The 22,352-nt window shown below is 65.3% G+C and carries 23 protein-coding genes, 1 other RNA gene and 1 riboswitch; of the genes, 14 read left to right on the top strand and 10 right to left on the bottom strand.

Annotation, left to right across the window (positions count from 1 at the left end):
- Nucleotides 1-57 precede the first annotated feature (57 nt).
- Nucleotides 58-891, top strand: coding sequence for a pantoate--beta-alanine ligase (gene panC / locus CIC12_RS15195; RefSeq protein WP_168664911.1), 834 nt, complete (start codon nucleotides 58-60; stop codon nucleotides 889-891).
- 43 nt (nucleotides 892-934) lie between these two features.
- Nucleotides 935-1,321, top strand: a complete 387-nt coding sequence (gene panD / locus CIC12_RS15190) for an aspartate 1-decarboxylase (protein WP_007175926.1) — start codon at nucleotides 935-937, stop codon at nucleotides 1,319-1,321.
- Between the two features lie 168 nt (nucleotides 1,322-1,489).
- Here panD and CIC12_RS15185 read toward each other — a convergent pair whose 3' ends face one another.
- A complete protein-coding gene (locus tag CIC12_RS15185) occupies nucleotides 1,490-2,128 on the bottom strand; it encodes a nucleotide-binding protein (protein ID WP_168664910.1) in 639 nt (212 codons plus the stop codon).
- A 227-nt stretch (nucleotides 2,129-2,355) separates the two neighbouring features.
- Between CIC12_RS15185 and CIC12_RS15180 the strand changes: the two genes are divergently transcribed.
- The gene (locus CIC12_RS15180) at nucleotides 2,356-2,775 is read left to right on the top strand and encodes a PaaI family thioesterase (RefSeq protein ID WP_168664909.1); all 420 of its coding nucleotides are present in this window, start codon (nucleotides 2,356-2,358) and stop codon (nucleotides 2,773-2,775) included.
- A 60-nt stretch (nucleotides 2,776-2,835) separates the two neighbouring features.
- Here the strand turns inward: CIC12_RS15180 and CIC12_RS15175 are convergent, their stop codons facing one another.
- Nucleotides 2,836-4,293 (bottom strand): cobyric acid synthase, encoded by a 1,458-nt coding sequence (locus CIC12_RS15175; RefSeq protein ID WP_174772060.1) that lies wholly within the window; start codon nucleotides 4,291-4,293, stop codon nucleotides 2,836-2,838.
- 344 nt (nucleotides 4,294-4,637) lie between these two features.
- Between CIC12_RS15175 and cobU the strand changes: the two genes are divergently transcribed.
- The 4 genes from cobU to CIC12_RS15155 all read left to right on the top strand — a co-directional run bounded on the left by cobU (nucleotide 4,638) and on the right by CIC12_RS15155 (nucleotide 8,173).
- Nucleotides 4,638-5,192 (top strand): bifunctional adenosylcobinamide kinase/adenosylcobinamide-phosphate guanylyltransferase, encoded by a 555-nt coding sequence (cobU, locus tag CIC12_RS15170; RefSeq protein WP_168664908.1) that lies wholly within the window; start codon nucleotides 4,638-4,640, stop codon nucleotides 5,190-5,192.
- On the top strand, nucleotides 5,192-6,127 hold the full coding sequence (gene cbiB, locus CIC12_RS15165) for an adenosylcobinamide-phosphate synthase CbiB (protein WP_168664915.1): 936 nt from the start codon (nucleotides 5,192-5,194) through the stop codon (nucleotides 6,125-6,127). The genes cobU and cbiB overlap by 1 nt, the downstream gene beginning before the upstream one ends.
- The gene (gene cobD / locus CIC12_RS15160; protein ID WP_168664907.1) at nucleotides 6,120-7,175 is read left to right on the top strand and encodes a threonine-phosphate decarboxylase CobD; all 1,056 of its coding nucleotides are present in this window, start codon (nucleotides 6,120-6,122) and stop codon (nucleotides 7,173-7,175) included. The genes cbiB and cobD overlap by 8 nt, the downstream gene beginning before the upstream one ends.
- A 77-nt stretch (nucleotides 7,176-7,252) precedes the next feature.
- Nucleotides 7,253-8,173 carry a cobalamin-binding protein gene (locus CIC12_RS15155; protein WP_168664906.1) on the top strand — a complete coding sequence of 307 codons (921 nt, stop codon included), beginning with the start codon at nucleotides 7,253-7,255 and terminating at the stop codon, nucleotides 8,171-8,173.
- Nucleotides 8,174-8,322: 149 nt separating this feature from the next.
- On the opposite strand, the gene cobC is transcribed toward CIC12_RS15155, so the two are convergent.
- From cobC to CIC12_RS15125, 6 genes are all read right to left on the bottom strand, one after another.
- Nucleotides 8,323-8,913 carry an alpha-ribazole phosphatase gene (gene cobC, locus CIC12_RS15150; protein ID WP_168664905.1) on the bottom strand — a complete coding sequence of 197 codons (591 nt, stop codon included), beginning with the start codon at nucleotides 8,911-8,913 and terminating at the stop codon, nucleotides 8,323-8,325.
- Complete coding sequence (locus CIC12_RS15145; protein WP_168664904.1) at nucleotides 8,898-9,674, bottom strand: adenosylcobinamide-GDP ribazoletransferase; 777 nt, start codon at nucleotides 9,672-9,674, stop codon at nucleotides 8,898-8,900. Before CIC12_RS15145 ends, cobC begins: the two co-directional genes overlap by 16 nt.
- 66 nt (nucleotides 9,675-9,740) lie before the next feature.
- A complete protein-coding gene (gene cobT / locus CIC12_RS15140; RefSeq protein WP_168664903.1) occupies nucleotides 9,741-10,802 on the bottom strand; it encodes a nicotinate-nucleotide--dimethylbenzimidazole phosphoribosyltransferase in 1,062 nt (353 codons plus the stop codon).
- 37 nt (nucleotides 10,803-10,839) lie between these two features.
- Nucleotides 10,840-11,682 carry an ABC transporter ATP-binding protein gene (locus tag CIC12_RS15135; protein WP_168664902.1) on the bottom strand — a complete coding sequence of 281 codons (843 nt, stop codon included), beginning with the start codon at nucleotides 11,680-11,682 and terminating at the stop codon, nucleotides 10,840-10,842.
- On the bottom strand, nucleotides 11,679-12,740 hold the full coding sequence (locus tag CIC12_RS15130) for a FecCD family ABC transporter permease (protein WP_168664901.1): 1,062 nt from the start codon (nucleotides 12,738-12,740) through the stop codon (nucleotides 11,679-11,681). Before CIC12_RS15130 ends, CIC12_RS15135 begins: the two co-directional genes overlap by 4 nt.
- 27 nt (nucleotides 12,741-12,767) lie before the next feature.
- Nucleotides 12,768-14,723, bottom strand: a complete 1,956-nt coding sequence (locus CIC12_RS15125) for a TonB-dependent receptor domain-containing protein (RefSeq protein WP_168664900.1) — start codon at nucleotides 14,721-14,723, stop codon at nucleotides 12,768-12,770.
- Between the two features lie 91 nt (nucleotides 14,724-14,814).
- Nucleotides 14,815-15,072: riboswitch (cobalamin riboswitch) on the bottom strand.
- Nucleotides 15,073-15,279: 207 nt separating this feature from the next.
- On the opposite strand from CIC12_RS15125, the gene CIC12_RS15120 reads away from it, so the two are divergent.
- The 5 genes from CIC12_RS15120 (at nucleotide 15,280) to CIC12_RS15100 (ending at nucleotide 17,767) form a co-directional block, all read left to right on the top strand.
- Entirely contained in the window at nucleotides 15,280-15,636 is a 357-nt protein-coding gene (locus CIC12_RS15120; RefSeq protein ID WP_168664899.1) for an ATPase, read from the top strand.
- The gene (locus tag CIC12_RS15115) at nucleotides 15,633-15,947 is read left to right on the top strand and encodes a cell division protein ZapA (RefSeq protein WP_168664898.1); all 315 of its coding nucleotides are present in this window, start codon (nucleotides 15,633-15,635) and stop codon (nucleotides 15,945-15,947) included. Before CIC12_RS15120 ends, CIC12_RS15115 begins: the two co-directional genes overlap by 4 nt.
- Nucleotides 15,948-16,062: 115 nt before the next feature.
- Nucleotides 16,063-16,244, top strand: a non-coding RNA gene (gene ssrS, locus CIC12_RS15110) — 6S RNA.
- Nucleotides 16,245-16,378: 134 nt separating this feature from the next.
- Entirely contained in the window at nucleotides 16,379-16,837 is a 459-nt protein-coding gene (locus tag CIC12_RS15105) for an EVE domain-containing protein (protein WP_168664897.1), read from the top strand.
- A 198-nt stretch (nucleotides 16,838-17,035) separates the two neighbouring features.
- A complete protein-coding gene (locus CIC12_RS15100; protein ID WP_168664896.1) occupies nucleotides 17,036-17,767 on the top strand; it encodes an SIMPL domain-containing protein in 732 nt (243 codons plus the stop codon).
- A gap of 102 nt (nucleotides 17,768-17,869) precedes the next feature.
- Here the strand turns inward: CIC12_RS15100 and lgt are convergent, their stop codons facing one another.
- Together lgt and CIC12_RS15090 are read right to left on the bottom strand one after the other, a co-directional pair.
- Nucleotides 17,870-18,775 (bottom strand): prolipoprotein diacylglyceryl transferase, encoded by a 906-nt coding sequence (gene lgt / locus CIC12_RS15095; RefSeq protein ID WP_168664895.1) that lies wholly within the window; start codon nucleotides 18,773-18,775, stop codon nucleotides 17,870-17,872.
- 149 nt (nucleotides 18,776-18,924) lie between these two features.
- Nucleotides 18,925-19,902: a LysR family transcriptional regulator gene (locus CIC12_RS15090; protein ID WP_168664894.1), complete on the bottom strand. Its 978-nt coding sequence runs from the start codon at nucleotides 19,900-19,902 to the stop codon at nucleotides 18,925-18,927.
- A 199-nt stretch (nucleotides 19,903-20,101) separates the two neighbouring features.
- Here CIC12_RS15090 and ilvD point away from each other — a divergent pair, with 199 nt between their 5' ends.
- The gene (gene ilvD / locus CIC12_RS15085) at nucleotides 20,102-21,775 is read left to right on the top strand and encodes a dihydroxy-acid dehydratase (protein WP_168664893.1); all 1,674 of its coding nucleotides are present in this window, start codon (nucleotides 20,102-20,104) and stop codon (nucleotides 21,773-21,775) included.
- Nucleotides 21,776-21,957: 182 nt separating this feature from the next.
- On the top strand, nucleotides 21,958-22,299 hold the full coding sequence (locus tag CIC12_RS15080) for a c-type cytochrome (protein WP_168664892.1): 342 nt from the start codon (nucleotides 21,958-21,960) through the stop codon (nucleotides 22,297-22,299).
- Nucleotides 22,300-22,352 lie beyond the last annotated feature (53 nt).

Genomic DNA, 22,352 nt, shown 5'->3' with positions numbered 1-22,352 from the left:
CCCTGAAGTCTTGCGCCAACCGAGTCGCGCGCCGCGCGAGGAAATCCCTGTCCGATCATGAAAGTCATCAGCTCGATCCATGAATTGCGCGACCAGTTGCGCGGCCAGAATCGCACGGCCTTCGTGCCGACCATGGGCAACCTGCACGAGGGCCATCTGTCGCTGATGCGCCTCGCGCGCCAGCACGGCGACCCGGTGGTGGCGAGCATTTTCGTCAACCGGCTGCAGTTCGGCCCGAACGAAGACTTCGACAAATATCCGCGCACGCTCGAAGCCGACATCGACAAGCTGCAGAAGGAAGGCGTCTACGTCCTGTTCGCGCCGACCGAGCGGGATCTGTATCCGGAGCCGCAGGAGTATCGCGTGCATCCGCCGCACGATCTGGGCGACATCCTCGAAGGCGAATTCCGGCCGGGCTTCTTCCAGGGCGTGTGCACCGTGGTGATGAAGCTGATGTCGTGCGTGCAGCCGCGCGTCGCAGTATTCGGCAAGAAGGATTACCAGCAGTTGATGATCGTGCGCCGCATGTGCCATCAATTCGCGCTGCCGACCGACATCATCGCCGCCGAAACCGTGCGCGACGCGGACGGCCTCGCGCTCAGCTCGCGCAACCGCTATCTGCAGGCAGCCGAACGCGCCGAGGCGCCGGTGCTGGCCGCCGAGCTCAATCGCGTGCGCGACGCGGTGCTGTCGGGCGAGCGCAACTTCGCGAAACTCGAACAGGCGGCCATGGCGGCGCTCTCCGCGCGCGGCTGGGAGCCCGATTACATCGCGGTGCGCAAGCGCTCGGACCTGCTGCCGCCCGGCGCGCAGGACGCGAGCGCGGAACTGGTCGTGCTGGCCGCGGCCAAGCTCGGCGCGACCCGCCTGATCGACAACCTCGAAATCTGAAGCCGTCACCGAAAGCAGTCACTGAAGCCATACAGGATTGGTCATGCAACGCAACATGCTGAAGTCGAAAATCCACCGCGTCGCGGTCACGCACTGTGAGCTGCACTACGAAGGTTCGTGCGCGATCGACGAAGATCTGCTCGAGGCGGCGAACATCGTAGAAAACGAACGGATCGACATCTGGAATATCAACAACGGCGAGCGTTTCTCGACCTACGCGATCAAGGGCGAGCGCGGCAGCGGCATGATTTCGCTCAATGGCTCGGCCGCGCGACGCGCGCAACTGGGCGATCTGGTGATCATCGCGGCCTTCGCCGTGGTCGATGAAGCGGAACTGAAAGCGGGCTGGAAGCCGGATCTGGTGTTCGTCGACGATAACAACAGGATCAAGGGCAGCCGCGATCACGTGCCGACGCAGAACTGGACCTGAGCGGGGCGGTCGTTCGTCTTCTTCGGTCGGCACCTTAAGTTCGCTTTGCACGCGCGTTGCTTTTTTGACGCGCGTTTTCATTTCACCGGCACGCGCCCGCGATGGTGCAAGCGCGCGGCGAGCGGGCGGCCACAGCCGCCTGCCTCGCCACCTCAAGCCTGCTCCGCCTCAACCGTTGCGCGCTGCCCCATTCGTCCATTCGACGATTGGCTGCCACTGCTCCAGATCCTTCTCGACGCGGCTTTTCGCGACATCCCACAGGGTCAGCCCGTGGGCCGCCAGTTGCACATAGTTCTGCGTGTCGCGCAGAAAGCCGAGCACCGGCAGCTTCAGCCCCTCGACAAAGCGATGCAGCTGCTCCGCCGAACGCGTGCGCGCATCGACGCGCATGCCGACCACGCCGACTTCGATCGCGCCTTTCCTGACCGCTTTTTCCTTCGCGAGCCGCTCGAGAAATTCCTGGGTAGCGAGAATGTCGAACATCGACGGCTGCAGCGGCACGATCACCTTGTCGGCCAGATCCAGCGCGATGCTCAGGCGATGGCCGTGGAGGCCCGCCGGCGTGTCGATGACCGCGTGCTCGAGCCCCTTTGGAGGTTTGGTCGGCGCGTTCTGATTGACTTCCCAAGTCTCGATGGCCGGCAACGTGTCGGGCCGCAATGCCAGCCAGGCGTGCGCGGACTGCTGCTTGTCCAGGTCGGCAAGCGCGACCCATTCGCCGGCCGCGGCGAAATAGCCGGCCAGATTCGTCGAAAGCGTGCTCTTACCGACGCCGCCCTTTGGATTCGCCACCACGATCACCGTCATGAATGCTCCCGGAAAGAAGGCTGGTCGCCGCCAGCCGGTTTGCCGCGCGATTGCTTATTGCTGTGACTTGCGCCGGCGGGTTCCGATCCGTACCGTTCTCGGGTTCGCCCGCCGATCCAGGCGTTGATAATATCGACAAATGCACTGCGGTGAAGCCCCCACATGGCGAATCGGGGCTAATCGACCGCTTTGCCCTGCCGTCTTTTTCACTCAAGGACCCGAATCTCATGAGCAAGCTCCGCCCGGAATACACCGTCGAACGCCTGCACGAACGCCAGCAGGGCAAGCTGCCAGGCTTGCTGGGCGTACGCGTGCTGTCGCTTGAAGAAGGCGTTCTGACCGCCGAATTGACCGTGCGCCCCGAATTGCTCGCGCCGAACGGCTTCCTGCACGCGGCCACGGTGATCGGTCTCGCGGATACCGCGTGTGGCTACGCTTGCCTCGCGCACCTGCCGGAAACGGCGCGCAATTTCACGACCGTCGAACTGAAAAGCAATTTTCTCGGCACGGCGACCGAAGGGACGATCCGCGCGGTCGCCAAGGGTGTGCATCTGGGACGCAGCACGCAGGTCTGGGACGCGACCGTCACCGACCCGAACGGCAAGACGATGGCGCTGTTTCGCTGCACGCAGATCGTGTTGTATTGAGCGTTCGAGCGCGGCTCGGGGCGCGGCGGAACTTAACCCCTCACCCCGAACCGATCCCGCTCAGCCAATTGCCGCAAACAGCTTCGCGAGGTCGAGATGGCCGGCCAGCGTATCGGCGAGGCGCTCCAGCGACGCCTCGCGCAGCGCCGGATAGTCGATCTGCTGCGCGTCGCTCAGACCCGCCCACGCGAGCAACGCGGCACATGCGGCCGGCGTGTCGAACAGGCCGTGCACATAGGTGGCGAGGATCTGGCCATCAGTTGACTTTGCCCCGTCGGGATGCGTCCCCTGCGCGGTTTGCAGACGCAGCGCGGGCGTGTCCAGCGCCGGACCATGCGTCTCGCCCATGTGAATTTCATAGCCGGCCACTTCGGGCGATCCGGGCAGCGCGAGGCTTCCGGCCACGTTCTTCAGCGTCTTTTCCCGTGTGAGCACCGTCGAGTAATCGAGCCAGCCGAGCCCCGCCCACGTTCCCGGCGCGCCTTCCACGCCATGCGGGTCGGCCACTTCGCGCCCGAGCATCTGCATGCCGCCGCAAATGCCGATCACGCGCCCGCCATAGCGCAGATGCCGCTGCAGCACTGCGTCCCAGCCTTGCGCGCGCAGAAACGCGAGGTCGCCGGGCACGTTTTTCGAGCCTGGCAGAATGATCAGATCGGCCGGCGGCAGCGGCGTGCCACTACGCACGTAGTGAAAGTCGACCTGCGGGTGTGCGCGCAGCGCGTCGAAATCAGTGTGATTGCTGATGTGCGGCAGCACCGGCACGACGACCCGCAGCATTCGTCCCGCGTCACTGTGCGCCGCGCGCAGCTCGGGCGGCAGCATATCTTCCGCGTCGAGCGTGAGGCCGTGCAGATACGGGACGACGCCGAGCACCGGCTTGCCGGTCCGCGCTTCGAGCCAGTCGAGCCCCGGCTGCAGCAAGCTGATGTCGCCGCGAAACCGGTTGATGATGAAGCCGCGCACTCGCGCCTGCTCGCTCGCCGACAGACACGCGAGCGTGCCGGTCAGATGCGCGAACACGCCGCCGCGATCGATATCGGCGACCAGTACCACCGGGCAATCGACGGCCTCCGCGAAACCCATGTTGGCGATGTCGCGCTCGCGCAGATTGATCTCGGCGGGACTGCCCGCGCCTTCGACGAAGATCGTGTCGTACGCGGCCTGCAGACGCGCATACGACTGCAGCACCGCTTCGAACGCGACGGGCTTGTAGTCGTGATACGCGCGTGCGTCGAGATTCATGCGCGCCCTGCCGTGGATGATCACCTGCGCACCGCGATCGCTGGTCGGCTTGAGCAACACCGGGTTCAGGTCCGTGTGCGCGGCAATCCCCGCGGCCACCGCCTGCAACGCCTGGGCGCGGCCGATCTCGCCGCCGTCGACGGTCACCGCGCTGTTGAGCGCCATGTTCTGCGGCTTGAACGGCGCGACCCGTACACCGGCGCGGCGTGCGAGCCGGCAGAGGCCCGCGACCAGCGTGCTCTTGCCGGCGTCGGACGTGGTGCCCTGGATCATCAGCGTGCCGCGCGGCACGGTGACGGCGTCATGCGGGAGCGGAAGCGAAATTGAAGTGGTGGTCACGGGAGGTCGGGTCAGCGGTGAAAAGGCAGTGAAGCAAAGAGTGATGAAGGTTGTAGCGAAACGGCAAGCAGTGTGCGTGCGGCGATGAGGCGGTAAGGACGCGGCAAGACATGACAACGAACTCGCAGCGGAAAAACAGATCGCGCGGGGCGTTGAGGCACAACATGTACATCGGCGCTCAGACTGCCGCGCCGCGTGTCTCTCGCCCACACACATCACCCCGCCCGCCGCATTATCCCATCGCGCCGGCCCACGCCGCACGCCGGTACAATCACGCGATGACTCCCCGCGACCTCACTTTCGTCCTCGGCGGCGCCCGTTCGGGCAAGAGCATGCACGCCGAACAGCTTGCCGACGACAGCGCTTTCCCCGTCACCTACATCGCCACCGCGCGCGTGGCCGACGACGCCGAATTCAGCGCGCGCATTGCGCATCATCGCGCGCGGCGTCCCGCGCATTGGCACTTGCTCGAAGCAGGCGCCGACCTCGCGGGCGCCGTCACGCAAAGCGACGCCCCCGGCCATTGCCTGCTGATCGACTGCCTGACCCTGTGGCTCGCCAATCTGCTCTGTCCGGCCGAAGGCGAAGCGCTGCCGATCGATCGTTATCACGCGCATGTCGCCGCGCTCGAAGCGGCGCTCGTGAACGCTCACGGCAAGATCATCGTGGTCAGCAACGAAATTGGCCTGGGCGTGGTGCCGCTCGGCGCGGCCACGCGTCTTTACGTCGACGAACTCGGCCGCCTCAATCAGCGCATCGCCGCATTGAGCACCACGGCCACGATGATGGTCGCCGGCCTGCCGCTCGCGCTGAAAACAGCGGGCCGCGCATGATGCTCTCGCTTCCTCTCCTCGCGACGCTCGCGACCGCGGGCGTGGTCATCGACCGCTGGTTCGGCGAGCCGCGCGTCGCGCATCCGCTGGTGGGTTTCGGCAACTGGGCGAAGCGTCTCGAGAAGCGCTACAACACGGGCCGGCGCTTGCGGCTCAAAGGACTCCTCGCGTGGGCGCTGGCGGTGCTGCCGCCGGTGCTGATCGCGTGGTGGCTGGTCGCGGTGCTGCCGTTGTTCGCCGCCTGCGCGGTGCACGTCATGCTGCTGTGGTTCGCGCTCGGCGCGCGCAGCCTGCACGACCACATTGCGCCGATCGCACGGGCTCTTCTGCAACGCGATCTCGAAGAAGCGCGTCAACTGACCGCGCGCATCGTGTCGCGCGAAACCGCGCATGCCGATGAAGCCGCGCTCTCGCGTGCGGCCGTCGAATCGGCGCTCGAAAACGGCAACGATGCGATCTTCGGCGCGCTGTTCTGGTTCGCGATCGCGGGTGGCCCGGGCGCGCTCGGGTTTCGTCTGGCCAACACGCTCGATGCGATGTGGGGGTATCGCACGCCGCGCTATCTGCGTTTCGGCTGGGCCGCGGCGCGCCTCGACGACGTGCTCAACTGGATCCCCGCGCGTCTGACCGCCGCCAGCTATGCATTGCTCGGCGACACCCACACCGCCTGGCGTTGTTGGCGCGAGCAGGCACCGCGCTGGGACAGCCCGAATGCGGGACCGGTGATGGCCTCCGGCGCCGGCAGTCTGAACGTGCTGATCGGCGGGCCGGCGGTATATCACGGCGCGCTCGAACAGCGCCCGACCCTCGGCTTCGGCCACCCCGCCACGGCCAGCCACGTGACGGCCGCGCTGGCGCTGGTCGAACGCACGATCATTCTGTGGCTGGCGGTGCTGATCGTGCTGGCGTTGCTGAGCGTGCCCTTTCATGGTTGATCACATCGCGGATGGCCCGGGCAGCGCGGCAAACGACATCGTGGCCCACGGCGGCAATCTGCACGAAGCCGCCGAACGCTACGGCATCCCGTACGCGCAGTGGCTCGACCTCTCGACGGGCATCAATCCGCACGGCTATCCGGTGCCGCCGGTGCCCGCCGATGCGTGGCGGCGTCTGCCCGACGAGGGCGACGACTTCGCCGCCTGCGCCGCGCGCTACTACCGCGCGCCCGATGCGGCGCATGTGCTGCCCGTCGCCGGCAGCCAGGCGGCGATTCGCGCGTTGCCCGCGTTACTGCCGCGCGCGAGCGTCGGCATCGCGCCGCTCACCTACAGCGAATACGCGCCCGCATTCGCACGAGCCGGACATCGCGTCGCGCCGCTCGACGTGCGCTGCGAGCGGTTGCCGGATGCGCTCACTCACGCGATCGTCGTGAATCCGAACAATCCCACGGCCGCGCATCTGAGCGCCGACCAACTGCTGCACTGGCATGCGCAATTGCGCACACGCGGCGGCACGCTACTGGTCGATGAAGCTTTCGCCGATACGATGCCCGAGGCGTCGCTCGCGGCCAACACGCGTCTCGACGGACTGCTCGTGTTGCGCTCGCCGGGGAAATTTTTCGGGCTCGCCGGCGTGCGCGCAGGCTTCGTGCTCGGTGCGCCTGCGTGGCTCGCCACCTTGCGGCGCACGCTGGGCGCATGGACGGTCAGCGGCCCGGCACGCCACGCAGTCAAGGCCGCATTCGCCGACGAAGCGTGGCAACGGCAAATGCGCGCGCGACTCGACGGCGAAAGCGCGCGACTGGTCGAGCTATTGCATGCTCACGGTTTTGCCACACACGGCACCCCGCTTTTCGCATGGACCGACGACGCGCGCGCCGCCGCTTTACACGAAGCGCTGGCGCGGCGTGGCGTATGGACCCGGCTCTTCACGGCGTCGGGCAGCGTGCGTTTCGGCTTGCCCGCTAGCGAAGCGGAATGGACACGCTTCGAAGAAAGCCTGCGCGAAGCGATGCAGGCACTCGATACCGCGAGAGCCAGTTGACGTAGCGAGGCTGGCACGACCCTGCAGCGTCTCCCCATGCCCCTCATGCCTTTCACGCACACCCACCTCCTCGCCCGATGACCCGACTCGCCCGCCTCATTCCGTGCTTCATCGCCGCGTCGCTTTGCGTGAGCTCGCTGCACGCCCACGCCGCGATCACCGTCACCGACGACAGCGGCGCAACCGTCACCTTGCCCGCTCCCGCGCAGCGCGTGATCAGCCTCGCGCCGCACGTCACGGAGCTGTTGTACGCGGCCGGCGGCGGCGCAAAAATGGTCGGCGCGGTGTCGTACAGCGACTACCCGCCGCAAGCGCAGCAGCTGCCGCGCGTCGGCGACAACAAGGCGCTCGACCTCGAACGCATCGTCGCGCTGAAGCCCGATCTGATCGTCGTCTGGCGGCATGGCAATGCGCAGCGTCAACTCGAACGCCTGCGCGAGCTGCACGTGCCGCTGTTCTTCAGCGAGCCGCATCATCTCGACGACGTGGCCGTATCGCTGACGAAGCTCGGGCAATTGCTCGGCACGTCGCCGGCTGCGGATGCCGCGGCGGCCGCGTATCGTCAGGACATCGCACGGTTGCGCACGCGGTATGCGAGCCGGCCGCCGGTCAGCGTGTTCTATCAGGTGTGGGACAAGCCACTGATGACGCTCAATGGCGAGCATATGCTCAGCGACGTGATCATGCTGTGCGGCGGCCGCAACGTGTTCGCGGGACTTCAGCCGCTGGTGCCGACCGTCTCGACCGAAGCGGTGCTCGCCGCGAATCCCGAAGCGATCGTCACGTCGGCGCCCGGCGCGACGCAGCCGGATACGCGCTTGCCGCAACTCGACACATGGCGCGCGTGGCCCGCGCTCACGGCTGTCGTGAATCAGAACCTCTTTGCAATCGACGGCGATCTGATCAACCGGCCAGCGCCGCGCATCGTGCAGGGCGCGCAGCGGCTGTGTGAAGATCTCGAGACGGCGCGCTCGCGCAGGAAGCCGGGGGCGCAGTGATGTGAAGGCATGCCGACGCGCGGCGCGAGGGCCATCGCATAACGGCATGCCGCGCGTCGCGCGTTCAACCCGACCTCAAGCGCAAGCCACGCAGCTCGCAATCAACCTACCCGCCTGAATTGCACCACCCGTCCCCGCCACCGTCACCGTCACGCATTCCACCGCACCAGCGACCACCGCTGCGCGTCATCATTCCGGCGCAACCAGACGACCCCCGCCATTTCGAGCGACCATTTCAGACACCGCTCCAGCGGCACGTCCAGCACCAGCGACGCGATCACGCGCATCACGCCGGCATGCGTGACGACATAAGCAGGCGACAGCTCGCGTGTCTGCGCGAACGCATCGACCCACGCGCGCACGCGCTCGACGAATTGCGCCACGCTCTCGCCGCCATGCGCACGCGCGTGTTCGAAATTCGCGGCCCAGTCGTCGAGCAGCGTGCGATCGATCTCGTCCCAGCGCTGCGTTTCCCATTCGCCGAAGTTCATTTCCATCAGCTGGGCATCGTGACTGAGCACGCAACCGAAGTCGTTCGCTATTTCGGCGGCGAGCGCCGAGCAGCGCGTGAGCGGACTCGAGATCAACACGCGCGGCGCCGGCACCTGCAACTTCGCGAGCTTCAACGCGAGCGCGCTCGAGGAATTCGCGGCGTCGGCGGCGAGCGCGACGTCGCTGTGGCCGTAGCACACGCCCGCATCGAGCGCCACGGCGGGATGACGAATCAGGACGATATCCATGCAAGCCCCACCAGGTAGATGATCAATTCGAAGATCTGCTGCGCCAAGCCGAGGCAGTCGCCGGTATAGCCGCCAATGCGTTTGACGAAATAGCGGCCCAGAGCAAACCGCAGCGCGATCAGCACCGCCAACGTCACGGCCGCGAAGCGCCAGTCCGGCACGCCAGGCCCGTTCGGCCAAAGCAGCCAGGGAAAGCCGAACAATGCCGCGCACAGCAACGCAGGGCCGCTCAGGCGCTGCGCGACCGGCTTGGCCTTGCCTTCGGCGCGAACATAGTCGAGCGTGGCCAGATAGCTGATCGCGCACGCGCGGCTCGCCGCATGTGCGGCTATCATCAGACTTGTGGCACGCAACGGCGGCAATTCCGCGAGCGCCTGCCACTTCAACGCGAGCGCGATCACCAGCGCGATGGCGCCGAAAGCGCCGATGCGTGAGTCATGCATGATGCGCAACGCATCGCTGCGGTTATATGCGCCACCGAACGCATCGACGCAATCGGCGAGACCATCCTCATGAAAGGCGCCTGTCGCCAGTAACGACGCGGCCATCGACAGCAATACGGCCACGCCCGCCGGAAACACGCGCAGTGCCGCCAGATAGACCAGCGCGCTGAACGCGCCGACCAACGCGCCGACCAAAGGGAAGTAGCGCGCGGCCGCATTCAGATAATGCGGCTCATAGCCGACCCAGCGCGGCACGGGCAAGCGCGTGAAATAACCGAGCGCCGTGAAGAAATAGCGCAGTTCCGCGAGGGGGTTCATGAATGGCCCGGGTGCCTGGGTATCGGTGAGTGGCTGCGAGCGGCTGGTGAGTCACCGTGAAACGGTTCACGCATCGCGATTTGCGACGGCCGCCGAATCGAAGCTGGCCATTTCGTTGACGAACGCCGCGGCAGCGCGCAAGAGTGGCACCGCGAGCGCCGCGCCGGTGCCTTCGCCCAGACGCAGTTCGAGCGACAGCAACGGCAGCGCGCCGAAATGATCGAGCATGCGCCGGTGCCCCGCTTCATTGGACGCATGCGCGAACACGCAGTACTCGCGCACGCTCGGTGCGAACGCATCGGCGATCAGCAACGCGGAGCTCGCGATGAAACCGTCGACGAGGATCGTCATCCGAGCTTCAGCGGCAGCGAGATACGCGCCGGCCATCATCGCGATTTCGAAACCGCCGAAGGTGGCGAGCACGTCGAGCGGCGCGGTGGCTCCGGCATGCCGCGTGAGCGCCGACGCGAGCACGTTGCGTTTTTTCGCGAGCCCCGCGTTGTCGAGACCGGTGCCACGGCCGACGCATTCGTCGATCGGCACGTTGCATACACGGCTCATCAGACACGCGGCCGACGACGTGTTCGCAATCCCCATCTCACCAAAGCCGATCACGTTGCTGCCGAGCGCCGCGTGATGACGCACGCGCGCCGCGCCCGCCTGCATCGCGGCGAGCGCTTGGGCCTGGGTCATCGCGGGTTCGTGCGCGAAGTTGCGCGTGCCGCTCGCCACCGGAATATCGACGAGGCCGTCAGTCGACGGCAGCGGCGTCGCAATGCCGGCGTTGACCACTTCGAGTTCGATACCGGCGACCCGGCTCAATGCGTTGATCGCCGCGCCGCCCGCGAGAAAATTGGCGACCATCTGCGCGGTCACCGCTTGCGGATACGGGCTCACGCCTTCCGCGGCAATGCCGTGGTCGCCGGCGAACACGATCATCGCCGGGCGCTGCACCGTCGGCTTCGTGCTGCGCTGAATCAGGCCCATTTGACGCGCGAGCGTTTCGAGCCGCCCGAGACTGCCAGGCGGCTTGGTCCTGGTATCGATGATGTGCTGCAGCTCGGCGCGCAGCGTTTGATCGAGCGGTGTGACTTCGGGCAAGCCGGCCGGGCGTGGCAAAGAGGTCATAAGCGTGGTCTGAAATGAGAGTGTTTTGATCGGGCGATTATCCTGCCGGGCTGTCATCGCCGGCGGGCGATTCGTGACGCGCACGCGGCGCAGGAATCAGCGCCTCGTGTTCGCCGTCGCGAATCAGAATCAACGGATAGCCGAATGCGCGGCTCGTCAGCGTGGGCGTGAGCACGTCATGCACCGGCCCGGCATACGCGCCGCCCGCGCCGTCGAGCAACAACGCGTGCGTCGCGAAGCGGCGCGCCAGATTCAGATCGTGGCATGAGAACATCACGGTGCGGCGCGGCTCGCGCGTCCATGCTGCGAGCGCGTCGAGACAGTCGATCTGATGATGCAGATCGAGATGCGACAACGGTTCGTCGAGCAGCAACAATGGCGCGTCCTGACACAACACCGCTGCCAGCGCGACACGTTGACGCTCGCCGCCCGACAACGACAGCACGTCGCGCGCGGCGAAGTCGGCGAGACCCAGCAGGTCCAGCGCGGCGCGCGCGGCAGCGCGATCCGCTTCGCGCTCCCAACCCCAGCCGCTCAGATGCGGAAAGCGATTCAGCGTCACGATGTCGAGCACGCTCGCGCTGAACGCATCGGGTGCGCTTTGCGGCATCAATGCGCGCCTCTGGGCGAGCGGCAACGGCGGCCAGTCGGACAGGCGCACGCCATCCAGTTCGACATGGCCCGCCGCGGGGCGCAACAGACCCGCGAGCGCGGACAGCAACGTGGTCTTGCCCGCGCCGTTCGGGCCCGCGACGCACCAGATCTCGCCGGCATGGAAAGTATGCGTGAACGCATCGAGCAAGGTGCGCGCGCCAGCGCGCAAGGTCAGGCGTTGCGCGCTGAGCGCGGCGGGTTCGAGGTTGGTATGAGCTTGCGTCATCGGCGTTTGCGCAACAGCATCCAGAGGAACACCGGCACGCCGACGATCGACGTGATCACGCCGACCGGCAATTGCGCCGGCGCAATCACGGTGCGCGCGATCAGGTCCGCGCCCATCACCGCGACGCCGCCGCCGAGCGCGGCCGCAGGCAACAGCATGCGCTGATCGTTGCCGAACGCGAGCCGCAACATATGCGGCACCACCAGGCCCACGAAGCCGATGGTGCCCGCCGTGGTGACTGCGGCCGCCGCCGCGAGCGACGCCACCAGATAGACGCGCAAGCGCAGCGGCATCACCGCGACGCCCAACGCTTGCGCAGCAGCGTCGCCACGCAGCAGCACGTTGAGGCGCGGGGTCACCGGCACGATCGCCAGCAACGCGACAATCAAAGCAACGAGTGCGGTCCACGGCGGCGCACCGCCATTGAGGTCGCCGGTCAGCCAGAACAACATGCCGCGCAAACGGCTGTCGGGCGCGAGGTTGAGCAGCAGCGTGATGAGCGCGCCCCACCCCGCCGCGATCACCGCGCCGGTCAGCAGCAAACGCGGCGACGTGTCCTGCGGCTCGCCGCGCCACAATTCGCGGCGCGCGAGACCGAGCACCAGCAGGATCGATATGAAGGCGCCGGCGAAGGCGCTGGCATCGACGATCCACCCTGCGCTGCCGGCGATCATCGCCACCAGCGCGAAGCTCGCCGCGCCACCCGACACGCCCAATATGTAGGGTTCGGCGAGCGGGTTGCGCAACAGCACCTGCAACAGCGCACCGGCCAACGCGAGCAACGCGCCGCATGCGAAGCCGGCCAGCGCGCGCGGCAAACGCAGCGTGCGCACGATCTCGCTCGCCAGATCCGCCGACTCACCCGGCAACCCAGGCGACCCATGCGACGGCAGCAGCGCCGTCAGCACGCGCGACGGCGCGAGCGACACGCTACCCAGCGCGAGCGACGCCATCAGCACCGCCAGCGCGAGCACCGCAAGTACGAGCCAGATCGCGGCCGCCCGCTTCGCGTTCATCAGGCGCACGGCGGCCGGCACCGAACCAGGATGCCGGCTCATTCGCGCACGCTCAGCGCGGCGCCGGCATCACTGCTGCTGCCAACCGATCGTGACATATGCACCGCGTCCCGGCGAGTTATACGAGTAGGCCGTTTCATAGTCCTTGTCGAACAGGTTCTGGATTTGCGCGGTCACGTACCACGCTTTCGTGATGGTGTAGCGCGCCGACAGATTCACGACGCCGTAGCCGCCCAGCTTGCCGCTGCTGTCCTCGCGCGGGCCGCTCACGATCCACTCGCCGCCGACCCGCCATCCCGCGATGCTGCGATTCACCGTCAGCGAGCCGAACCGCCGCGCGCGCCGCACGAGGTCGACATCGTTGTCGAGGTCGACGGGATTTTGCAGCGTCAACGACGCGCGCAAGTCCGTCTTGCCGACATGTCCGCTCCACGATCCTTCGATCCCCTGCACCTTCGCACGACCGACGTTCTCGGCCAGATAGATGCCGGGCGTCACCTGCGCGTAGTCGATCAGATTCGAATAGCGCGTCTGGAACGCGCTCAGACGCATCACGCCGAGCGCGTTCGACGCGTACTGCAACGCCGCTTCGAGCGAATGACTATGCTCGGGCTGGATCGACGGATTGCCGCTGAGCGGATAGTACAGATCGTCGAAACTCGGCGCGCGGAACGAATCCGAATAGCTTGCGGTTGCCTTCCAGTGTTCGGTGATGTCGAAACCGTAGCCGAGATAGTAACTGTTCGCCCCGCCGAAATCGGAATACTGGTCGTGCCGCACGTTGGCCTGAAACTGGTTGCGCCCGAAGCGTCCCGTGTAGCCGACGAAGCCCGAATCCACATGACGGTCCGGCGCTGCGAACGTATCTGAGTCAAGGCTCTGATCGAGATGCTCGTAGCCCACCTGCAGTTTCTGCCGCGCGGCGAACGCGAAATCGTTCTGCCAGGTGTACTGGCGATTGTCGGTATCGAAGCGGCCGTTGTAGATGCCGTTGGTCTTCGACACACTGCGGTCGTCGCCCTCGGAGACGATGAAGTGCGTGGTCCACCAGTCGGTCAGCTTGCCGTTCGCGAACACCGACGCCTGGCGCACCTTGCTGTACAGGTTGTTCAGATCGGTCGGCACGCCGTACGCGTTGTCGTAGCTGTTATTGCCGTTCGACTGAAAATAGTTGACGCCCGCGTCCCAGCGGTCGGTGAACTTGTGACGCAACGACGCCGTGACGCTCTCGTTCAGATAGCCGTTCGCGTTCGGATTGGCGCCGGGCGCACGCTGCGGATCAAGCGACGAAAAGCCGTCGTCCTTCGAACGCGCGAGCGATAGGCTGAAGGTCGTGCGGCCGTCTTTGTCGAGTGCCCCGTTCACGCCGGCCTGCTGCGTCTGCGTGTGATAGCTGCCGTAGCCCACCGAAAAATTGAAACGCGGCGGATGATCGCCACCCTCTTTCGTGAACACCTGCACCACGCCGCCGATCGCGCCCGAACCGTATAAAGCGGACACGTTGCCGTTCACTACTTCGACGTGGTCGATCTGATCGAGCGGAATCTGCGCGAGCTGAGGCGCTCCGAGGCTCACCGAGTCGACGCGCACGCCGTCGATCAACAATAGCGATTGCGTCGACGACGCGCCGCGCAAATAAAGACTCGTCGTCGAGCCAGGACCACCGGTACGCGAGATTTGCGCACCTGGCGCGAGTTGCAGGAGGCCGGGCAAGTCGGTCGCGGTGGTGTCGGCGAGATCCTGCTGATCGAACAGCGAGGTCTGCGGGATCGCGTCCGCGAGCGCTTGCGGCCCGCGCTCCGCGGTCACGACGACTGGTGACAACACGGCGGGCACGGCTTTCCGAGCGACGGCGTTCGCAGGTATGTCGGTTTGCGCGTCGGCATCGGAGGCGGACGAAGCACTGGCCGAAGCAGCCGACAAATCAGAGGACGAACCCGGCGACGAGTCGGCGGTTTGCGCGTGCACGACGAGCGGCAAGCCCGCAAAAGCGAGCAGCGTCGCGCGGGCGATGGGGGACAGCATGGGATGACGATTCCTGTGGATAGCTCGCGCGGCCCGCTTCCCCGCAGGCCGATGCATAACGAAGCGCCCACGCTTTTTGCATTTCGCGGGGGACGTGCCTCTCCCTCTGGCCGGTATCCGGGCTAACGACACATCGATCCCGCCTTCCCACGCGTAACGCGCAGTGGCACACTCGCATGTCGAACGTCAGACACGCGATCAGGATCGACCTGCATGACGAATGCGGTCGCTTACCGTTGCGGGGGCAGCGCAGGTTCGCGCGTTCAGTTCGATAATGGCGCGCCCTGCTTCCCGTTTAACTGCGCGCGCTGTGAACAGCGGCGCGGGCACCAGAGTGCCGGCAGTTTAGGAGCGCCCTCGGCGCGCGTCAAGAAAGGTCAAACCGGCCGCAATCCGTTCTGTTAAGTGCAGGTTATTGTCCGATGGGCGAGTACTTTTTCATCATATGGTCGGGAAAAGCCTGCACATAGCGATGTTGTTACGTCTCGAAACGAGACAATTGTCGGAACCTGCAATATTCCGCGCTAAAATGCGATGTCTTTAGAGGACGCAGCACATGCTCACCGAACTCGAATCACTCTCACAGAATATCGGCAAGTTGATTGCGATCAGCCAGCGCCACAATGAAGCGCGGCTCGCGCTCGAAGAGCAACTCGCCCAATCGCGTGCCGAAGCGGAAGCCACGCGCACGGAACTTGCGCTGCTGCGCGAGGAGCGCGATGCACTGCAAGCGGAGCGCGACACGCTCTCAGCCAAGATCGACGACGCTCAGGTGCGCCTGAATGCGATTCTCGAGAAATTGCCGCGGGCCCGCGCGAGCAGCGAGCCTGACAACCAGCTCGATCTGCTCGAGCCGGTTCAGGACACCGCCGACGCGCAAAGCGAGGTTACCCGCCACGGAGAAAACGCATGACCGCCAAGCAGATCGAAGTATCGATTCTCGACGTGCCCTATCGCCTCGCGTGCTCGCCGGAAACGGAAGGCGCACTGCTCGAAGCGGTGGCGCGCGTCGACGCGGAAATGTCGAAGATCCGCAATAACAGCAACGTGCGCGGCACGGATCGCATTGCTGTCATGGCTGCGCTGTCGCTGGCATCGGAACTGCTTAAGCTGCAATCGAGCGTACGACACGGAGAAGCATTTCCCGCTGAGGAAATCCGGCGTACAATGCAGCAAATGAACGAACAACTGGGTACTGTGATTCAGCAGTACAGCATGCAGTAAGTATCGGCCGGTCTTGAGATCTGCCGCGAATTCAAACGAAGCGAAGTTAAAAGCAGGTGTATGAGTCAAGTCTTCGCAAACGTTTGAGTTCTATCGTTTAAGCTTCATCGGTTTAGCTTCCCTGCCTGGTTCGCCAAGGTCATATATTCCTTGAACCAATGCCATGTGCACGGTTGCGGAAATTTGTAGCACGGGTGTGCGCGTCACTCTGTCTGATGTACCCGAAGTGTTGCTAACTGCGACCAATTCTGAACCCCCGGTTCAGGATGCCGGCCTAGCGGCTAAGGCGGGGACCTTATCTAGAACGGCATCGGACTTCGGTTCGATGCCGTTTTTTCTTTGTGCGTCCGCTCGCGTGTCTGTGGGCGCGCCTCGCCTCATCGGCTTCGATTTTTTTCACATCGTCCAACCCTTAACGTTCAATTCGATTCATGCGCTACTGGCTAATGAAGTCCGAACCGGACGAGGCGAGCATCGACCACCTCGCCCGCGCGCCGCATCGCACGTTGCCGTGGACCGGCGTGCGCAATTACCAGGCGCGCAACTTCATGCGCGACATGATGCAGGTCGGCGACGGCGTGCTGTTCTATCACTCGAGCTGCCCTGAACCCGGCATTGCGGGGCTCGCGCAAGTGTCGTCCACCGCGTATCCGGACCCAACCCAGTTCGATAAAAAGAGTCCGTACTACGACGCGAAGTCGTCGCAGGAAACGCCGCGCTGGGTCTTGGTCGACGTGGTGTTCAAGAAGAAAATCCCGCTGATTCCGCTGGCCGCGCTGCGCGAGCATCCGGAACTGCAGGACATGCGCGTGCTCGCCAAAGGCAATCGCCTGTCGATCACGCCCGTGACCGAAGCCGAATGGCGCTTCATCACCACGCGGCTCGCCTGAAGGCTCGATCACCTCGGGGAAGCGTCGAACGCTGTGCTTCGACGAGCGGTCGCGACTGACCGGCAACATCAATCAGGGAACCAAGCTCCGGTTACAAGCGCCTAACAGGCGCACAAACGAGGCCGCAAACGTCATGCCACCACTTGCATGGCATTCGCGCCAATCGTGCACAACCCTGTTCAAGCTAGGAGTCCAGCAATGTCGAAAAAAACCGCACGGGCACTCGCATTCGCTCTCGTCTGCACAGCGCCGGTCGCGCTCGCGCTCACCCCGGCCATGGCTCGCGCGCAGGGCGTCATGCAGGCCCAGCCATCGGGCGTGCTGTCGCTAAACGCTCAGGCCAGCGCGGAAATCCCGCAGGACGTCGTCGATATCACGCTGTTTTACGAGCAGGAAGCGAGCGACCCGTCCGCGCTCACCGCCACGCTGAATCAGCGCGCCGACGCGGCGTTGCAGAAGGCGCGCGGCGTGAGCGGCGTGACGGCGCGCACGGGTTCGTTCGCCATCTTCCCGTCCACCGATCGTGATGGGCGCATTTCGGCGTGGCGCGGCCGCACGGAGGTCGTGCTCGAATCGCACGACTTCGCCGCGGCGTCGAAGCTCGCGGGACACATGGCCTCGGTCATGCAAGTCGGCAACGTGCAGTTCTCGCTGTCGCCGGAGGCGCAACGCGCCGCCGAGCAGAAGCTCACCGGCGAAGCGATCCGGTCGTTCCGCGATCAGGCTGCGTCGTCGGCGCAGGCATTCGGCTTCAGCGGCTATTCGATTCGCGAGGTCAACGTGAATCACGGCGGCGTGATGCCCCGCCCCATGATGATGATGAGCGCCCGCGCCATGAGCGCCGACGCGAAGACCATGGCGCCAATGCCACTAGAAGGCGGCACGTCGACGGTAACGGTCAACGTATCGGGCTCGGTGCAAATGAAATAACGCTAACGCGCTGGCGCGCTCAGCATTTCTCCTGCACAAGAAAACGCCACGGCATGCCGTGGCGTTTTTTCATCATGCGCTCGCTACGACAAACCGTAGCGCTCAGCTCGCGTTGACCGCCTGCGCCGGCTCACGGCGCGCACGGCGATACGACCACACCAGCATGCCGATGCCTGCGAGGATCATCGGCAGCGATAGCCATTGGCCCATCGACAGACCCATCGCCAGCAGTCCGAGGAAGTCGTCCGGCTCGCGGGCGAATTCGACCGTGAAGCGCGCGAGGCCGTAGCCGATCAGGAACACCGCGGAAATCGCGCCCAGCGGCTTCGGTTTGCGCGAGAAGAAGAACAGCACGAAGAACAGTGCGACGCCTTCGAGCGCGATCTCATACAGCTCCGACGGATGCCGCGGCAGCATGTGATATTGCGCGAACACCTCGTTCAGATGCCATTGCGCGGCCAGTTGCGGATGCGCGGCGAGCCAGGCGGCGTCGTCGGGCGCTGCGCCGGGAAACAGCATCGCCCACGGCGCGGACGGATCGGTCACGCGGCCCCACAACTCGCCGTTGATGAAATTGCCGAGGCGCCCTGCCGCGAGCCCGGTGGGTACCATCGGCGCGACGAAGTCGGTGACCTGCAGCCACGAGCGTTTGCGCTGATAAGCGAACAGCACCATCGCGAGCGTCACGCCGAGAAAGCCGCCGTGGAACGACATACCGCCCTCCCACACCTTGAAGATGTCGAGCGGATGCGCGAAATAAAAGCTCGCCTTGTAGAACAGCACATAGCCGAGCCGGCCGCCGAGGATCGTACCCAGCACGCCGTAGAACAGCATGTCGTCGATATCCCTGACGGTCCAGCCTTGCGCCGCGACAAACGGCAAACGCAGCCGCAGCCGGCCGACGACGATCGCCGCGATGAACGCGACGAGGTACATCAGTCCATACCAGCGCACGGCGAGCGGCCCCAGATGAATGGCCACAGGGTCGAAATTCGGATGAATGAGCATCGTGTTGTTATGGGCAGTTCAGGTTCAGAAGCGGGGTGGGTGTAATGGGTCGGATTGCGTGCGGCTGGTTAGTCGGTCGTCAGCGGTTCGCGCATTATCCGGCGCATGCGTTGGACGGTGCGGGCCACGATGCGTTCGCCGGGGCGCCGCTAATCATCTGACGCGAGACCCTGCGCGCCGACGGTGGCGGCATACGCGCGCACGATGTCGATGAAGCCGGCCAGCACCGGACTCACCTCGTCGGTGCGCCACGCGAGCCCCGTCTCGATCGCGGGTACCGCCTCGGACAGCGGCCGGTACACGACCCCCGTGCGGCGCAGATTACGTAACGATTGCGGCACCAGTGCGACGCCCATGCCGGCCGACACGAGGCTGACGATGGTCTGCATCTGGATCGCCTCCTGGCCGATCCGTGGTGCGAGGCCCGCCACGCCATAGCAATCCATAATGATGTCATAAAAGCCTGGCGCCAGACGTCTCGGGAAGATCACGAGCGGCGTGTCGCCGACATCGCGCAGGCTGACCGGCGTGTCGAGCCATTCGGCGCGCGAGTCCGAGCCGGTGGCGTGGCTCACCTGCTCCGCCATGTCCGCCGACATCGCGATCACCAGCGGCTCGCGCACGATCGGCAGCCACGCGAGTTGCTTCGCATGACGCGACGGCAGCGGCGCGATCACGAGGCCGGCGTCGATGTGGCCGGCCGTCAGCTCGTCCAGTTGCACATCGCTGGTGGCCTCGGTCAATTCGAGCCGCACCCGCGGATAGCGCGCGCCGAAATCCCGCAGCAGCGGAGGCAGCAGGCCGTAATCCGCGGTGGACACGAACGCCAGCGACAACACCCCCGCCTCGCCGCGCGCGAGGCTCTGCGCGAGCGGCCGCAAGCCCTCGGCGCTCGCCAGCAGACGCCGCACCTCGGGCAGCAGATCCGCGCCGACCGCGGTCAGTTCGACCGAGCGCTTGGTGCGCGCGAACAGCTCGACGCCGAGCGTCTCTTCGAGCGCGCGGATCGCTTGCGACAACGGCGGCTGGGTCATCGCGAGGCGCGTGGCCGCGCGCCCGAAGTGCATCTCTTCGGCGACGGTGACGAAATAGCGCAACTGGCGCAGGTCGGGAACGGCAGGCAGCATGATTAATACATTTTACGACCTAATTGCGTGTGAATAATATATTGGACACGCAGTTTGCAAATCTGCAACCTTGCTCGACGCTGCGGAACTACACTGGACTGGAGCATCGGCCAGCAGGCCGGCCGATGCGGCGATACCGCAGATCGGAGTGCATGCAGCGCGCAGCGCGGCTCAAAACAAAACAGATTGGAGATTCCCCATGGCATACAACCGTCGTTCGAAGAACATCACGCAAGGCGTGGCGCGTTCGCCAAACCGCTCGATGTACTACGCGCTCGGCTACCAGAAAGACGATTTCGACAAGCCGATGATCGGCATCGCCAACGGCCACTCGACCATCACGCCATGCAACGCCGGCCTGCAGCGTCTGGCCGACGCGGCTGTGGTCGCAGTCAAGCGCGCCGACGCGAACCCGCAGATCTTCGGCACGCCGACCATCTCGGACGGCATGTCGATGGGCACCGAGGGCATGAAGTACTCGCTCGTGTCGCGCGAAGTGATCGCCGATTGCATCGAGACCTGCGTGCAAGGCCAATGGATGGACGGGGTGGTCGTGATCGGGGGGTGCGACAAGAACATGCCGGGCGGCATGATCGGCCTCGCCCGTATGAACGTGCCGGGCATCTATGTGTACGGCGGCACGATCCGTCCGGGCAACTGGAAGGGCACCGACCTGACCATCGTATCGTCATTCGAAGCGGTCGGCGAATTCACCGCGGGCCGGATGTCGCAAGAGGATTTCGAAGGGATCGAAAAGAACGCGTGCCCGTCCACCGGCTCGTGCGGCGGCATGTACACCGCCAACACGATGAGCTCGTCGTTCGAGGCGCTCGGCATGTCGCTGCTGTATTCGTCGACGATGGCCAATCCGGATCAGGAAAAGGTCGACTCGGCCGCCGAATCGGCGCGCGTACTGGTCGAAGCGGTCAAACAGGATCTGAAGCCGCGCGACATCATCACGAAGAAGTCGATTGAAAACGCCGTCGCGCTGATCATGGCGACCGGCGGCTCGACCAATGCCGTGCTGCACTATCTGGCGATCGCGCACGCGGCGGAAGTGGAATGGTCGATCGAGGACTTCGAGCGCATGCGCAAGAAAGTGCCGGTGATCTGCAACCTGAAGCCGTCGGGCCAATACGTCGCGACCGATCTGCACAAGGCCGGCGGCATCCCGCAAGTCATGAAGATTCTGCTCGACGCGGGTCTGCTGCACGGCGATTGCATCACCATCACCGGCAAGACGCTGGCCGAAGAACTCAAGGACGTGCCGGCCAGGCCGCGCGCCGATCAGCAGGTGATTTTCCCGATCGAGAAGGCGCTGTACAAGGAAGGCCATCTCGCGATCCTGAAGGGCAACCTCGCCGTCGACGGCGCGGTTGCAAAGATCACCGGCCTGAAGAACCCGGTCATCACCGGGCCCGCACGTGTCTTCGACGACGAGCAAAGCGCGCTGGAAGCGATTCTGGCCGACAGGATCGTCGCCGGCGACGTGGTAGTGCTGCGCTACCTCGGCCCGAAGGGCGGCCCCGGCATGCCGGAAATGCTCGCGCCGACCTCGGCGATCATCGGCAAAGGTCTAGGTGAAACCGTCGGCCTGATCACCGACGGCCGCTTCTCGGGCGGCACGTGGGGCATGGTCGTCGGCCACGTCGCGCCGGAAGCGTTCGTGGGCGGCACGATCGCACTCGTGCAGGAAGGCGACTCGATCACAATCGACGCGCACAAGCTGCTGCTGCAACTGAACGTCGACGATGCCGAATTGCAGCGCCGCCGTGCCGCATGGCAGCAACCGCAGCCGCGTTACACGCGTGGCGTGCTCGCGAAGTATTTCGCGCTGGCGCTGCCGGCGAACCGGGGCGCGGTGACAGGCTGAGCCCAGGGAGGTGAACTGTCGGCACGCGCAATTTTCAGGGCAAGTTCGACGCGGCATTGATGGCGGCAAAGGGCCTGCGAGTGCTACGTAAAAGCGCAAAGGGGCGCACGGAAAAACGTGCGCCCCTTTCCTTTTATAATGCTCGCACCACGAGTCGGGCACCTGCACCGACGGAGACCACAATGAAATCAATGTCGTATGCAGCGGTCGCAGCAGCCGTCATGCTGGGCACCACGTTGAGCACCGGCAGTCCGGCGGCGCATGCCGAGGCCGCCGCCGGCCTCGTGTTGGCCCAGCAGCAGAACTGCATGAGTTGCCATTCGGTCACGCGCTCCTTCATGGGACCGGCACTGCACGAGGTCGCGGCGAAATATGCGGGACGCGAAGACGCCGCCCTTTACCTGAAGCGCAAGATTCTGGATGGCAGCACGGGCGTGTGGGGTCCGGTGCCGATGCCCGCGAATACCCAACTCACGCCCGATCAGGCGGCCACGCTGGCGGTCTGGGTGCTGACGCTCAAATGAAGCGGGCGCCGCATTGAAGGCGCCCGGTGCGAGCGTCCTTAGCCACGCCGCCT

The sequence above is a fragment of the Paraburkholderia sp. SG-MS1 genome, assembly GCF_012275575.1.
Taxonomy (GTDB): domain Bacteria; phylum Pseudomonadota; class Gammaproteobacteria; order Burkholderiales; family Burkholderiaceae; genus Paraburkholderia.
The sequence above is the reverse complement of the archived record's forward strand: the minus strand, read 5'-3'. Positions and strand labels throughout refer to the sequence as shown.

What these genes read in the sequence shown, in the direction of transcription:
- panC (WP_168664911.1), top strand. Translation starts at nt 58, where the DNA reads ATGAAAGTCATCAGCTCGATCCATGAATTGCGCGACCAGTTGCGCGGC.
- panD (WP_007175926.1), top strand. Translation starts at nt 935, where the DNA reads ATGCAACGCAACATGCTGAAGTCGAAAATCCACCGCGTCGCGGTCACG.
- CIC12_RS15185 (WP_168664910.1), bottom strand. Translation starts at nt 2,128, where the DNA reads ATGACGGTGATCGTGGTGGCGAATCCAAAGGGCGGCGTCGGTAAGAGC.
- CIC12_RS15180 (WP_168664909.1), top strand. Translation starts at nt 2,356, where the DNA reads ATGAGCAAGCTCCGCCCGGAATACACCGTCGAACGCCTGCACGAACGC.
- CIC12_RS15175 (WP_174772060.1), bottom strand. Translation starts at nt 4,293, where the DNA reads ATGATCCAGGGCACCACGTCCGACGCCGGCAAGAGCACGCTGGTCGCG.
- cobU (WP_168664908.1), top strand. Translation starts at nt 4,638, where the DNA reads ATGACTCCCCGCGACCTCACTTTCGTCCTCGGCGGCGCCCGTTCGGGC.
- cbiB (WP_168664915.1), top strand. Translation starts at nt 5,192, where the DNA reads ATGCTCTCGCTTCCTCTCCTCGCGACGCTCGCGACCGCGGGCGTGGTC.
- cobD (WP_168664907.1), top strand. Translation starts at nt 6,120, where the DNA reads ATGGTTGATCACATCGCGGATGGCCCGGGCAGCGCGGCAAACGACATC.
- CIC12_RS15155 (WP_168664906.1), top strand. Translation starts at nt 7,253, where the DNA reads ATGACCCGACTCGCCCGCCTCATTCCGTGCTTCATCGCCGCGTCGCTT.
- cobC (WP_168664905.1), bottom strand. Translation starts at nt 8,913, where the DNA reads ATGGATATCGTCCTGATTCGTCATCCCGCCGTGGCGCTCGATGCGGGC.
- CIC12_RS15145 (WP_168664904.1), bottom strand. Translation starts at nt 9,674, where the DNA reads ATGAACCCCCTCGCGGAACTGCGCTATTTCTTCACGGCGCTCGGTTAT.
- cobT (WP_168664903.1), bottom strand. Translation starts at nt 10,802, where the DNA reads ATGACCTCTTTGCCACGCCCGGCCGGCTTGCCCGAAGTCACACCGCTC.
- CIC12_RS15135 (WP_168664902.1), bottom strand. Translation starts at nt 11,682, where the DNA reads ATGACGCAAGCTCATACCAACCTCGAACCCGCCGCGCTCAGCGCGCAA.
- CIC12_RS15130 (WP_168664901.1), bottom strand. Translation starts at nt 12,740, where the DNA reads ATGAGCCGGCATCCTGGTTCGGTGCCGGCCGCCGTGCGCCTGATGAAC.
- CIC12_RS15125 (WP_168664900.1), bottom strand. Translation starts at nt 14,723, where the DNA reads ATGCTGTCCCCCATCGCCCGCGCGACGCTGCTCGCTTTTGCGGGCTTG.
- CIC12_RS15120 (WP_168664899.1), top strand. Translation starts at nt 15,280, where the DNA reads ATGCTCACCGAACTCGAATCACTCTCACAGAATATCGGCAAGTTGATT.
- CIC12_RS15115 (WP_168664898.1), top strand. Translation starts at nt 15,633, where the DNA reads ATGACCGCCAAGCAGATCGAAGTATCGATTCTCGACGTGCCCTATCGC.
- CIC12_RS15105 (WP_168664897.1), top strand. Translation starts at nt 16,379, where the DNA reads ATGCGCTACTGGCTAATGAAGTCCGAACCGGACGAGGCGAGCATCGAC.
- CIC12_RS15100 (WP_168664896.1), top strand. Translation starts at nt 17,036, where the DNA reads ATGTCGAAAAAAACCGCACGGGCACTCGCATTCGCTCTCGTCTGCACA.
- lgt (WP_168664895.1), bottom strand. Translation starts at nt 18,775, where the DNA reads ATGCTCATTCATCCGAATTTCGACCCTGTGGCCATTCATCTGGGGCCG.
- CIC12_RS15090 (WP_168664894.1), bottom strand. Translation starts at nt 19,902, where the DNA reads ATGCTGCCTGCCGTTCCCGACCTGCGCCAGTTGCGCTATTTCGTCACC.
- ilvD (WP_168664893.1), top strand. Translation starts at nt 20,102, where the DNA reads ATGGCATACAACCGTCGTTCGAAGAACATCACGCAAGGCGTGGCGCGT.
- CIC12_RS15080 (WP_168664892.1), top strand. Translation starts at nt 21,958, where the DNA reads ATGAAATCAATGTCGTATGCAGCGGTCGCAGCAGCCGTCATGCTGGGC.